This is a genomic window from Candidatus Atelocyanobacterium thalassa isolate ALOHA (assembly GCF_000025125.1).
Lineage (GTDB): Bacteria > Cyanobacteriota > Cyanobacteriia > Cyanobacteriales > Microcystaceae > Atelocyanobacterium > Atelocyanobacterium thalassae.
In genome coordinates, this window is the sequence record NC_013771.1 from 607,841 (window position 1) to 621,094 (window position 13,254).

At 30.9% G+C, this 13,254-nt stretch carries 12 protein-coding genes and 1 tRNA gene; 8 read left to right on the plus strand and 5 right to left on the minus strand.

The window, feature by feature from the left end; translation table 11 throughout:
• The first annotated feature begins 59 nt into the window (after positions 1-59).
• The 3 genes from UCYN_RS02540 (at position 60) to UCYN_RS02550 (ending at position 4,639) form a co-directional block, all read left to right on the plus strand.
• Positions 60-1,832, plus strand: coding sequence for a M48 family metallopeptidase (locus tag UCYN_RS02540; protein WP_012953936.1), 1,773 nt, complete (start codon positions 60-62; stop codon positions 1,830-1,832).
• A 242-nt stretch (positions 1,833-2,074) separates the two neighbouring features.
• A complete protein-coding gene (gene rsmG, locus UCYN_RS02545; protein WP_012953937.1) occupies positions 2,075-2,806 on the plus strand; it encodes a 16S rRNA (guanine(527)-N(7))-methyltransferase RsmG in 732 nt (243 codons plus the stop codon).
• Positions 2,807-3,247: 441 nt separating this feature from the next.
• Positions 3,248-4,639 carry a GAF domain-containing SpoIIE family protein phosphatase gene (locus tag UCYN_RS02550; protein ID WP_407078874.1) on the plus strand — a complete coding sequence of 464 codons (1,392 nt, stop codon included), beginning with the start codon at positions 3,248-3,250 and terminating at the stop codon, positions 4,637-4,639.
• 100 nt (positions 4,640-4,739) lie between these two features.
• Here the strand turns inward: UCYN_RS02550 and UCYN_RS02555 are convergent.
• Positions 4,740-4,811: transfer RNA gene (locus UCYN_RS02555), tRNA-Gly, on the minus strand.
• Positions 4,812-4,873: 62 nt separating this feature from the next.
• Positions 4,874-5,302, minus strand: a complete 429-nt coding sequence (ruvX, locus tag UCYN_RS02560; RefSeq protein ID WP_041487838.1) for a Holliday junction resolvase RuvX — start codon at positions 5,300-5,302, stop codon at positions 4,874-4,876.
• A 355-nt stretch (positions 5,303-5,657) separates the two neighbouring features.
• Between ruvX and UCYN_RS02565 the strand changes: the two genes are divergently transcribed.
• Entirely contained in the window at positions 5,658-6,737 is a 1,080-nt protein-coding gene (locus UCYN_RS02565) for a glycosyltransferase family 4 protein (RefSeq protein ID WP_201763752.1), read from the plus strand.
• 411 nt (positions 6,738-7,148) lie between these two features.
• Here the strand turns inward: UCYN_RS02565 and UCYN_RS02570 are convergent, their stop codons facing one another.
• Complete coding sequence (locus UCYN_RS02570) at positions 7,149-7,634, minus strand: photosystem I reaction center subunit XI (protein ID WP_012953941.1); 486 nt, start codon at positions 7,632-7,634, stop codon at positions 7,149-7,151.
• A 172-nt stretch (positions 7,635-7,806) separates the two neighbouring features.
• On the opposite strand from UCYN_RS02570, the gene UCYN_RS02575 reads away from it, so the two are divergent.
• Entirely contained in the window at positions 7,807-7,920 is a 114-nt protein-coding gene (locus tag UCYN_RS02575; RefSeq protein ID WP_012953942.1) for a hypothetical protein, read from the plus strand.
• A 143-nt stretch (positions 7,921-8,063) separates the two neighbouring features.
• Entirely contained in the window at positions 8,064-8,306 is a 243-nt protein-coding gene (locus UCYN_RS02580; RefSeq protein WP_012953943.1) for a HypC/HybG/HupF family hydrogenase formation chaperone, read from the plus strand.
• Between the two features lie 80 nt (positions 8,307-8,386).
• Here UCYN_RS02580 and UCYN_RS02585 read toward each other — a convergent pair whose 3' ends face one another.
• Entirely contained in the window at positions 8,387-9,619 is a 1,233-nt protein-coding gene (locus UCYN_RS02585) for a methionine gamma-lyase family protein (protein WP_012953944.1), read from the minus strand.
• Between the two features lie 219 nt (positions 9,620-9,838).
• Between UCYN_RS02585 and UCYN_RS02590 the strand changes: the two genes are divergently transcribed.
• Together UCYN_RS02590 and rpsU are read left to right on the plus strand one after the other, a co-directional pair.
• Positions 9,839-10,663 carry an acyl-CoA desaturase gene (locus UCYN_RS02590; protein WP_012953945.1) on the plus strand — a complete coding sequence of 275 codons (825 nt, stop codon included), beginning with the start codon at positions 9,839-9,841 and terminating at the stop codon, positions 10,661-10,663.
• Positions 10,664-11,315: 652 nt separating this feature from the next.
• Positions 11,316-11,501 carry a 30S ribosomal protein S21 gene (gene rpsU, locus UCYN_RS02595; protein ID WP_012953946.1) on the plus strand — a complete coding sequence of 62 codons (186 nt, stop codon included), beginning with the start codon at positions 11,316-11,318 and terminating at the stop codon, positions 11,499-11,501.
• A gap of 382 nt (positions 11,502-11,883) precedes the next feature.
• Here rpsU and UCYN_RS02600 read toward each other — a convergent pair whose 3' ends face one another.
• Positions 11,884-12,963, minus strand: coding sequence for a Fe(3+) ABC transporter substrate-binding protein (locus tag UCYN_RS02600; protein ID WP_012953947.1), 1,080 nt, complete (start codon positions 12,961-12,963; stop codon positions 11,884-11,886).
• Between the last annotated feature and the right edge of the window lie 291 nt (positions 12,964-13,254).

Genomic DNA, 13,254 nt, shown 5'->3' on the forward strand with positions numbered 1-13,254 from the left:
ATCATTTAAGATGTTATTTGTTAAATTTAACTATTAACTACATAATAAAGATTTATTTTATGAGATTACAATGTTATTTATTATTTATTGGCATAGGTTTGATTTTTCCTAACCTTGTTTTATCCAAAGAATATCATAATGATAGAGTCTCTATAATAGAAAATCATTCTACTTTACACAGAAAAGATGTTAAGAAAATATCACTAAGTAAAAGAAAAACTTTTATAAATAAGAACCAAAAAAAATATTTAATCCCTAATCCACTCTATCTTGCAACATCTAAAAATAATCAAACCGTTGATAAAAGTTGTACAGATCAACCCCCTAAGCTAGAGCATCCTCTTACTAACTTAGTCAATATTGATGAAAATATCGTAGTGTCGTTAATAGATGACTCTTCTAGTTTAGATTTAAAAAAATCGAAGATTAATAAATTAGAATCAACAAGCGATAAAGAAAAAATTATCATTATTTCTAATGACGAAATAAATCGCTATCCTATTTTAATCAAAGCAGATTTTTTTTATAGATGTGGTGAGACTTTATTAGCAGAAAAATTTTATAAGGATGCAAAAGATTCTTTTGCTGACGAAAAAGAAATAGATCGCGATAATCTTGCTGAAGCAGTATATGAATCAGAGTATTTATCACCGGGAGGAAGCGTTTACTGGCGCCTGTATAAAGAGAGCTTAGAAGATAATATTATTTATCAGAGTAAACCTTTAGCATCTTTGCAGTTATTATCTAAGAACCATCCTGAATTTATTCCTGGACATCTTAAATTTGCAGAATTCTTAAATGTGAATAATCAACATGAGGAAGCTTTAGATGTATTAAAAAAGGCAATGCATTTATATCCTAACGAGGCCCCTCTAGTTAAAGCTAAAATCAAGTCAAATGAACAATCAAAAGATTGGTTAGCTGCATCTCTTACAGCTCGTCAGTTTGTCATATTTAATCAAGAACATTTTTTAAACGAAGAATTTAGATTATCAGCTGACAAAAATTTAGCTCGTTATCAAACTGACTTAAAAAACAAAATGACTTGGAACATGCTGGGTAATGCTGTCATGAATGGTATCGGAGTAGCTTTGATGGGCAATATTCTTGCACCTCTTTCTACCATACAAACAAGTTATCTTCTTTTGCAAGGAGAATCAACAATTGGTGAAAGTTATATGGAAGGATTTAAAAACCGCTTTACTTTGGTTGAAGATCAAGAAATCAATCTATATATCAATCAAATTGGTGATAAGCTTGCAAAAGTTGCCGGGAGAGATGAATTTAAATATGAATTTTTTGTAGTAATGGATAAAAATATCAATGCTTTTGCTTTACCTGGAGGAAAAGTATTTATCAATTTAGGAGCGATTGCCAAAACTTCTTCAGAAGCTGAAATTGCTGGTTTGTTAGCTCATGAGTTAGCTCATTCTGTTCTATCACATGGATTTCAGCAGATGACCAGAGGAGCCTTGGTCAGCAGTGTTGTAGATTACATACCTTATATTGGAGGATTGGCCAGTAATCTAACAGTATTAGCTCATAGTCGTAGCATGGAAGAGCAAGCTGACTTATTTGGAACAAGATTATTGGCAGCTACTGGATTTGCTGCAGATGGAGTTCGTAATTTAATGGTAACCATGAACTCCGAACATAAAAATAGTCCACCTGCTTGGTTATCAACACATCCTGACCCGAATAGTCGAATAAAATACATTGAAAAAGAGATTATTCATAAAAACTTAAATCGTTTTGCATATGAAGGAGTGGAAAAACACCAAAGAATTCGAAAGAAAGTAGTTAAACTTTTACAAAATGACAAAATAAACTAAGAAACCTTAAAACCAGATTATTTTTAATTATTCATTGCTCTTAGATAAAACTATTTGAAATAATTCAGTAAATATTTTTAAATATTTATAACTTCCATATATAGTTTTTCAATAAATTAGAGTATATACAAAGTCGAGTTTTATAAATCTTCAATGACTTTATAATATTTAAAATTATGATTCTAGGGTAACTAGACTAGCTCTACTACTTTTTAAGTATAATCTCCATAATAGGAATCATTATGAAAAATCAATTACCAATATTTGCAAAAATTTGGGAACAAGAAATAAATTGGAAGCCAACAGAAAAACATTTAGACCAATGGGAAGAACTATACCAAGAAATAATATTAATCAACAATCAAGTTAATTTAACCCGTATTGTAAAACCTGAGGAATTTTGGGAGAAACATCTCTGGGATTCTATTGCAGGAGTTGTTGGATTACCATTTTTTCAATACTCAAGGAAAATGAAAGTTATTGATATTGGTACAGGAGGTGGTTTTCCTGGACTTCCTATTAATATTGTTTTTCCTATATGGGATTTTACTCTTTTAGATTCTAGGCGAAAGAAAATAGAAGTTGTTAATTTTTTATTAAAAATATTAGAGCTAGAAAACTCTTGGGCATTAACTGGTAGGGCAGAAAAGATTGCTCATGATTCAAGGTTTAGAGGAAAATATGACATAGCTCTAATTCGTGCAGTAGGCGAGTCTTCTACTTGTAGTGAATATATCTTACCATTTTTAAATATAGGAGGAATAGGAGTACTATATCGTGGAAATTGGAGCATACAAGAAGAGCAACTATTAAAAGTTGCTTTAAAAAGACTAGGAGGTAAGCTAATTTTAGTAAAAGAATCAAAGACTCCTTTAACTAAAAGTGTTCGTCATTTTGTCTATGTACAAAAAACACATTTAACACCTAAGTGTTTTCCCCGTGATATTGGCGTTCCTAAAAGTAATCCTTTATAGTTTGCAACTTTATTAACATGGAAATCTTGTAATAAAAATAAATTATAGGTAATTATTATCTATAAATAATAACCGAATAGACTACTGTAGTAGTCTATAAAATAGGATATTAATCAACTTATTATTAGATATGAATATTTTTATTCAACAACTGTCTTTCAATATTGGCAACTTTCCTCATTTTTAGCATGTTTTAATAATATGCTTACTTAATTGTGACTTTGTAAATTGTTATTTCTGCACAATGTTAAATATACTAAACAATTTTTAAAAATTATTTGGTATATTTAAGACAATTAATATTGCTATGTATTGAACTAACTTTAATATATGTCATATTAAAATAGTACATTCTTTTAAGAATTCCAATATCTTAGAATCAAAAAACTTAATTTTTAGTAATTAATAACCTCATTGGCTGATACTATGGCTATTAAGTCAATCTCCAGCGAATCTTCAAAAAAAAACATTCTAGCAGGTAGCTCTTCTACTACAGAGTCTACGCCAGTTCTTGCGCTTAAAGAAATTGTAGCTAATTTATGTCGAGAGCAAAATAAAATTCAAAATTTACTTAGTTCTTTAGGATTTGCTCTAAGAAGCTTTAATAATCTAAATCAATTTTTGGAATTAGCTCCGTTGATGGCAGCCAGAGTTACTGATGCTGACTGTAGCGCATTGATACTAGTTAATAACAGCGGATATTTGTCACTAGAACAGCTACATTGTCAAGATCATCAAATGAACCAAGAGATTAGAGAGGCTATCTCTAGTGTTATTAACAAAACAAATAATAAACAAATAAATTCGATTTTATCAACATCTTTAGATGAAAAGATTTCTAATGTTTTAGGTAAAAAGAGTTGTCTTTACAGTACCCCTATCTTGGTCAAAAATGTAGAGAGAGGACGTATTTATATTTTTAGTAGTGATTCAGAATACTCATGGACTCAAACTAAGCGAAAGTTGTTACAGTTAGTTTCCGATCAAACATCAGTAGCGATCGCAAATAATGAACTAACTGTAGAGTTGCGCTCTAAAGAAAGACAGGATAGAGAACTAGAAATTGCATCAGAGATTCAGCTTCGCTTATTGCCTCGTCAATGCCCTAAAATAAAGGGCGTAAATTTAGCAGCTCGTTGTCAAACTGCCAGTCGAGTAGGAGGAGATTATTACGATTTTATTCCTACAAATTATGATCAATTTTTACAAAATAAAGATTTTAAACAAGATGATAGATTTACTTGCGTACCTTGGAGTATTGTCATAGGGGATGTCATGGGGAAAGGAGTGCCTGCAGGTTTAATTATGACAATGACCAGAGGTATGCTTAGAGCAGAAGTCTTACATCGTCATTCTCCTGCACAAATACTTCAACATCTTAATCATTTTATGTATGTTGATCTAGATAACTCTCATCGTTTTGTAACACTATTTTACTCTGAATACAATCCTCAAAACGGTTGTTTATCTTATAGTAACGCTGCTCACAATCCTCCTTTACTTTGGAAAGGGGCAGCGCATAATATTCAAAAATTAGATACAGAAGGTATGCTAATTGGACTAGATCCTGATTCTCAGTATGAAGATGGTCAAGTACAACTTTCTTCTGGAGATGTAGTTCTCTACTATACTGATGGTTTTACAGATGCTGTCAATAAAAAAGGTCTTCGCTTTGATGAGAAAAACCTTATCAAAGTATTTGAGGAAGGATGTCAAAAATATAAAAATTCTCAAGAAATTCTTGATTATGTATTTAATCAAATTGAAAATTTTGTTGGTTCAGAAAATGATGATAATGATGATATGACTTTAGTTGTCATGCAAATAGAATAATTGGTTTTTAACGCATAGGTTATATTTCTTTGTAACACTAGAATGAGTTATTTAATTGAACAAGACAAAAATTGATCTCAATAGACAATTTATTTGAATAAGCGGGTAACGCGATTCGAACGCGCGACATTCACCTTGGCAAGGTGACGCTCTACCACTGAGCTATACCCGCATCTTAAGCTGCAGCTATCAATATAGTATAAATTTATAAAGATGTCAACTGTCTACAACATTTTAAGAAGCAATATGTCTTTGATCTAACCACCGCTGTAGAATTATTTTAGCAGCATAGCAATCAACTAATCCCTTCTCATAACTAGAGTACTTTCTTTGTGCTTTTAATTCTGATACAGCTTCTAATGAAGTGAATCTCTCATCAATATATTCTATAGGTAGATTTAAAATTGTAGAAATACGATTACCAAACTTTTGTATCTGCTTAGCTTGAGATCCCAAACTTCCATCCATTAAAATAGGTAGTCCAACAACTAACTTTGTTGCTTCTCTTGTCTCTATCAATTTTTTCAATTTTTCAATATCAGATGTAAATGATTGACGATGAATAGTTATTAATTCTGTAGCTATTAAACCAGTTCCATCACATCCTGCAACGCCAATCCTTTTTTTACCAACATCTAAACCCAAAACACAGACTTTCTTGATCACGATAAAAATATATTATGAATTATGAAAACATAATATTATCCTAGATGAAACTAGTCGAGTATTATGAATATCAAATGTATAAAAAACACTATAAATTTTTATGGTCATAGAAAGACTATTTAATAACTTTTTTATTAATATTTAAGACAACCTCCTATCTTAACGTACACATATTAGTATTTTGATATTTAGAAACACTGTGTATTTAAAATTATATGTTCGAAGACAGAAATGTCACAAAATTATTATTAACTTAGTTAAAATTAAGATTGCAGTTTACAGATTTAGTTACAATAGAGTAATTTAAGGTAAATATTATACATATACCTAATAAAAAACCAAACCCATGCTAATGCAAATGGAACTGTATAATTTAATCGCTTTTTCTATCGCGCTTATAATGGTTTGGTGGATAACGCCTATTATCAACAAAGTTGGACAAAAGAAAGGATTAGTCGACAACCCTCAAAACGACGCTAATAACCGTAAAATGCATCAGCGTCCAATGGTAAGGCTAGGGGGTATTTCTGTTTTTGCTGGAACTATTACTGCCTTACTTTTTGTTTGGATTCTTGGAGGGTTTGGATGGTTACCTACTCAGAAAGAATGGGAAATTTGGGGGGTCATCATTGGAGGAGTTACATTTTTTTTCATTGGATTAATTGATGATCTTTATGATTTAAGTCCTTTATATCGTCTAATCTTACAAGTTATTGTTGCGAGTATAGCTTGGGGTGTTGGCGTTCGTGTTGACTTTTTATCAGTTCCTTTTGGAAATTTAAGTTTAGTACATATTGGTTGGTTAAGTCTTCCTGTTACCGTGATTTGGCTAGTAGGAATGGCTAATGCTATCAACTGGATTGATGGATTAGATGGATTGGCTGCCGGAGTTTGTGGTATCTCTGCTGTCGTTATGATGGTTCTTACTCTTTTCATGGAGCAACCTTCTGCAGCTTTGATATCTGCAGCCTTAGCTGGCTCTGCATTAGGATTTTTACGATATAACTTTAATCCTGCAATTATTTTTATGGGGGATGGTGGGGCATACTTTATGGGATTTACCTTAGCAGGAGTAGGAGCTATTGGATTAGTTAAAATAGCAACAATGGCTACTGTAGCATTTACAGCAGTACTATTACCTTTCGTCGTTTTGGCTGTCCCAATCTTGGACATGTCAGTTGTTATTATTTCTCGTATTAGCCAAAGAAAGTCGCCTTTCATAGCAGATAAACGTCATTTACACCATCGCTTAATTCAAGCAGGTATATCACATCGTTTAACTGTATTATTTATTTATACTTTAACTTTATGGGTAGGAAGTATTGCACTGGGATTATCTAATATTCCTAGTGGTTGGGGCTTTACTTTAGGTGCAACAATTCTTTTAGGGTATATTAGTTCCAGAGCTTGGAATAGAAGTCATAAAAAATAACTAATGTGATCGTATATTTTTATTCACTTAATAGATTTATCTTAAAAAAATCATTTATGGTTTTAATTATCTTGTTTAAGACATCTAATTAAATTAGATGTTTCACATGATTTAACTGTCTTTGTTTACAGTAGATCCTACAAAAAGTTTTAGTATATTCTTGCGAATAGTTAGTAAGTTTTACAAGAAAATAAAATAATAAATATTTTTTTAATTACCATACATTTATTTTACTATCTAAATTAATATAAATCATGATGAGTGAAATTTACTTTATATATTAATCAAAATAATTTCGCCTAAATTTTAATATAAGTAATGTAGATCTTTCTTTTTGAAAAAAATAAGCTTTACACTAATTATTCAATCAGTGTAAAGCTTGGATAGGACTATAGAAAGCCTAAATTATTCTTAATGTACAGACCAAACACCTTTTACAACTTCTTGTAAAAGTTCTACATGAGGCGTTTGGCAAAGAAGATAAGCAAAAAATCCTCCTCCACAACCACCCATAAAGAAACCATTAGCAAACTCGCTCCAGCCTTCAGAAGTGCCCAAATTTTCAGGAGCTTCTGGAGCTGTTATGGTAGCCAAAGGTTTTTTGGAGCTTCTTTCGGCGTACATAGATAAGGCAATGGTCAAAATAGAAATTAAACCAATAGTAGCTATAACTCCTGTTACAGCAGCCTGTTCTGTATTACGTAATGGATTTAAAATAGCGAATGGTCCATAAAGAAAATAACCATGAGCCATACCAACTTCTAAACCACGACGGTTTGCAGATAATCCTTTACGGTAAGCAGGTAAATTTCTAATAAAAGCGAGAGTAAATCCTGATGAATTAAAAGGAGTGGCTAAATTAGCATCTTCACAATGTTGAATTACTTTTGTTGTCATATTAATCACTTAGTATAAGTTGTCCAACTTGTCTGCAGTATATTTTACTGTACCCCCATTTTTAACTTCTTTTAATATAGAATGTTAAGAATCTTTATAATTGACCAATTAAAGGAAACCTGACAGATAAGATTCATGATATGGCACTCTAAAAAAATAGGAGTATAAAAGAATGCTAGGTACATATGCACTTCCTTACTTACCCGTGATATTTGTTCCTTTAATGGCTGTTTTAGCATTTACAGTTATGGGCTTATTATTTATGCATGTTGAATCTGAAGCCTAAATAATTAACTGTTCTTTCCTCAAAGTCTCTCTATCTAAATATGAGAGACTTTGAATAATTATGAGCTTTCGTATATTTTTTGTACATGAACGAAAGACAATCCTTGAGTTTTATAAACTCAATATTATTTATTATAAATTTTTATGTGTTTAGCAGTACCTGGAAAAATAATTAGTATTAGTGGTGAAAAACCTTTATTGAAGAAAGGGAAAGTTAGCTTTAATGGAGTTATTAAAGAAGTTAGCTTAGCTTATGTTCCTCAAGCTAATATAGGAGATTACGTTATTGTTCATGTAGGTTTTGCTTTAACTATTTTAGACGAGGAAGCAGCTGAAAAAAGTTTGGCAGAATTCCATGATTTAGAAAAAACTTTGTCATCAATGTAGCAAGACTACAAAACTATAGACTACTAGTCTTCTTAAAGTAAGTATTACGAATATTTATTTGTTTAGACAACAATAATTATTTATGAACATAGTTCTATTTCTTTAATTATCTTTTCTAAAATTAAAGAAATATGTGTCCAATGAGTACCCCCCTGACAAAAAACAATATACGGCTCTCTTAGAGGACCATCAGCTGATAACTCGGAAGTGCTGCCATCTATAAAAGTCCCTCCAGCCATTATTAGTTGATCTTCATAACCCGACATTTGAGAAGGAATTGGATCTAAATAAGAACCTACTGGGGAATAAGATTGCATTGTGCGACAAAAAGTTATTAATTTTTCGACAGATCCTAGTTTAATAGCTTGTATAGTATCCCTTCGAGTAGACATAGGTAAAGGATTTACTTCGTAACCAAGCTTATCAAAAATATAAGCTAATAAATGACTCCCTTTGATTGATTCTCCAACCATTTGTGGAGCTAAAAATAAGCCTTGAAATAATAATCTATTCTGGTTTAGTGTGGCCCCTCCCATACTTCCAATACCTGGAGAAGTTAATCGACAAGCGGCCATCTCTACAAGTTTTTTATTGCCTGCAACATAGCCTCCACTATTAACGATAGTTCCTCCTAGATTCTTAATTAGAGAACCAGCCATCAGATCAATACCAACTTCAGTTGGCTCTAATTCTTCTGCGAATTCACCGTAACAATTATCTACAAAACATATTACATGTGGATTTTGTTTTTTAACAATTTGTACAATTTTTTTAATATCTGAAATAGATAAGCTTGGTCGCCAAGAATATCCGCAAGAGCGTTGAATAAAAACTAATTTAGTAGACAAATTAATTGCCATTTTCAAATTATTCCAATCAATCGTTCCTTTATTAGTTAGCTCTAGTTGACGATATTTGATATGAAAATCTTTTAAAGAACCTTGGTGATTTCCTCTTAATCCAATAACTTCTTCTAATGTGTCATATGGCTTACCCGTAACTGACACCATCTCATCTCCTGGGCGCAGAACTCCAAATAATGCGGAAGCAATCGCATGTGTTCCTGATACGAATTGTATACGAACAATAGCTGATTCGGCACCAAGTATTTTAGCAACAACTTTATCTAATACTTCTCTTCCAGAGTCATTATGTCCATATCCTGTAACACTTGAAAAATGATGAGTTCCTAAATGATAATAATGAAAAGAATTTAAAGTTTTTTTGAGATTTTGCTTAACTCTCTGATCAATATCAAAAAAAATCGGTGATAGAATACTTTCTGCTTCTTGTATAAGTGTTGAAATGTTCAAATTGTAACTCCAAACAAAATATTAGTGATGTTTAAATATTCTAAAAATAATCAAGTAAATTGATCTTAACTCAGGTGAAACGACAAATATTTTTTTTAATATCTAATTTCAATATAGTGCTTTATATGTAAGTATAATATTTATTCTTTAAAAGCTTGCCAAACTAGGTTAATAAAATTGCCAAGTATTGTTAATAACATTAAATATTGAGGTTTTTACATGATTGTTACCACATCGAAAAAACTTCCCCGTGACTGGACAATTATTGTTTATATGATTTTAATTCATTCCTTCGCATTATTTGCTTTATCACCAAGCAACTTTAGTTGGGGAGCTGTTGGTATAGCTATTTTTTTTTATTGGGTCACAGGAGCTTTGGGAATCACGTTAGGTTTTCATAGATTAGTTTCTCATCGTAGTTTTCAAACTCCTAAATGGCTAGAATATTTATTAGTTTTTTGTGGAACATTAGCTTGTCAAGGCGGAGTTATTCAGTGGGTTGGTTTGCATCGTATTCACCACAAATTTTCTGATACGAAGTCAGATCCTCATGATTCCAAACGCGGATTCTGGTGGAGTCACATGGGATGGATAATACATAAAATTCCTGCAGATAAATATATTTCTCTTTACACTCAAGATATTAGTGAAGATCATTTTTATAAGTTTTGTCAAATTTTCATGATTCCAATTCAACTTTTTCTTGGAGTATTTCTTTACTTCTTAGGAGGAAAAGCTTTTGTAGTATGGGGTATATTTGTTCGTTTAGTAGTTGTTCTCCATTTTACTTGGTTTGTTAATAGTGCTACTCATAAATTTGGATATCAAAGCTATAAGTCTAATGACAATTCTCGTAACTGCTGGTGGGTAGCATTATTGACTTTTGGAGAGGGGTGGCATAATAACCATCATGCCTATCAATATTCTGCTCGTCATGGAATAACTTGGTGGGAAATTGATATTACTTGGATAACTATTAAATTTCTTAGGTTTTTAGGATTGGCTAAAAATGTAAAATTAGCTCCTAAAAGTAGCAATATATAAGACATTATTCTTGTTAAAGCATAATATCTTATGTTTAATGATTAATATTAGAGTTTTAATTATATTATTTAATTTCAGTGTAGTGTCATATTCTCAACAACAAAGTTGGAAACTATGTTAATATTAACAAGCGAGAATTATTTTATCGATAGCCATTCGAAAACAGTAGATTAATTTAATCCTATACATTAACTTTAGAACACGTTTACATCAATTTACGTTAGCAATCTATCTTATGAAGCAGTCAAAATGACCTGAAACAATTTTTTACAAAACATTTACTTTTAAAAGAATTCAGATACCTTGTAAGTAAGGAAACTAGAAGACTTATTAGATTTAATTTTGTCAAAATGTAATCAGAAGATAAGAAGATGTTGCTATTGATGCACTTAATGATTCTAAATTAATGGGTCGATTACTAAAATTAAGTAAAGCTAGACCAGGAAAAAATAAAAAATCTTTTAATAATCGCCGTTATTAGTTATTGATTCTAAAAATCAAAAGCATAATAAATATTAAAAAAATTTTAATAGAATGGTTCGAAGCTGGAGTTATATATTAATAAAATTTGTTTATTAGTAAAAATTAATAGTTAGAACATTCTCGACTTAATTTTATTAGTACATAGACAATTTCAGGAGGTAAGAACTAAATGACCCAAATTATTCGCGGAGAGAATGAGGGTATTGAATCAGCTTTACGTCGCTTTAAAAGGCAAGTCAGCAAAGCTGGTATTTTCTATGATATGAAAAAAAATCGTCATTTTGAGACTCCAATTGAAAAACGTAAACGTAAAGCTCTTGCTAAACAACGACAACGTAAGAGAAGTTATCGTTAAGGATAAAAATAAATAAGGCGGTATACACTAAACGAGTTTATACCGCCTTATTTATTTTTAGAATACTTGTTGTCAAAAGTAAGAGAATTACTAACCTTTAAAGGCTATAGAAATACATACTTTAATTATTCATGTTGATTGTTTAGAGAAAGTAATATCTATTAATCTGAACACTGTATCTATTTTCTAAGAATAAGTATAGCTAGTATAGACAAGTTTTATAATTCATAAAATGATTGTAACAAGCTTTTTAAATGATATTTTCTTAATTAAAATTATTGTTAATCATAATTTTAAGATAATTTAACAGTAATTGATTTCAGAATATGCATGTATGATAGGTTAATTCTATTATTGATATAGTTACCAATAATAGAGTTAACTATTTCCATCCTGCACGATTCATAACTTTAACAGCAGTAGATAAGTTTTCGCCGAAAGAAGCAATGTTAGTATCATCAGCTTTAAAAGTCCCAAAACTTTTTAAGACTGGATCAAGAATTGCACCTTCTACAACGGGATATTCGTCATTTCCTCTTGCAAAAAATTCTTGAGCTTTACTACTAGTTAAATATTCTAAAAATTTAATAGCATTAGCCTGATTGGGTGAATTTCTTACAACTCCAGCTCCGCTAATATTTATATGAGCTCCCCTACCTTCTTGATTAGGAAAAAATACTCCGATTTTTTTAATTACTTCTTTGTCTATTGGATCATCAGATTTAGCAAAACGCGCCATATAGTATGTATTTGCTAAAGTAATATCACCTACACCTGCAGCCACATCTCTAATTTGCCCAGTATCATTACTTTGGGGAGGACGAGCAAAGTTAGCAACAAAACCTCTTACCCATTTTTCTGTAGCCTCTTCTCCATTAGCTTCGATAAGAGAAGCAACTAGAGATTGGTTATAAATATTACTAGATGGTCGAATAATTATTCGATCTTTCCATTTAGTATCAGCCAAAGACTCATATGTTGAAAGTTCTTCAGGTTTAACTTTACTTTTATTATAAACAATTACACGTGATCTTTTAGTAAACCCAAACCAATATCCATTTTTTTCACGTAGAGGAGCTGGTATTCTTTCTTCTAATATAGGAGAGCTAATAGGCATGAAAATATTTGTTTTTTGAGCACGCCATAATCTTCCAACATCTACTGTCATGAAAACATCTGCTTTGGTGTTTTCTCCTTCACTTCTAATTCTCTCAATTAGTTCATCAGCACTTCCTTCAACTAAGTTAACCTGAATCCCTGTCTCTTTTGTAAAACCCTCATACAATTCTGTATCAGTATTGTAGTGACGAGAAGAATATAGATTAACTTCTCCTAAACTTTTATCACTCAGATTGTTACTGATTTTACCTTTGTCTGAGCAACTAGTAGTTATTTGCATTGCACTAATAACTGCTAGTGTTGTTAATCCACTTAGGAATAATCGTCTTGAAAACTTGATCATGGTAGATAAATTCTACATATATTTTTGATGTTCAATCCGGATATTGTAACACTTTTAATAAACAATAGTCCTTGTAAGAATCATATATTTTTTTTACGAAATGATTTCAAAAACTTAACTAAGATATATATAAGATATATATTAGTTTTCCATCAAATAATAAATGTTAATTTTGTATTCTTTCTAATATCATTCTTTTGTTTTAATGAATTTTTATAAATAAAATTTAATTGAAAATATTTTAATATAGTAATTATATAATTCATAATTAATAATGTTATGGTCTCAAAA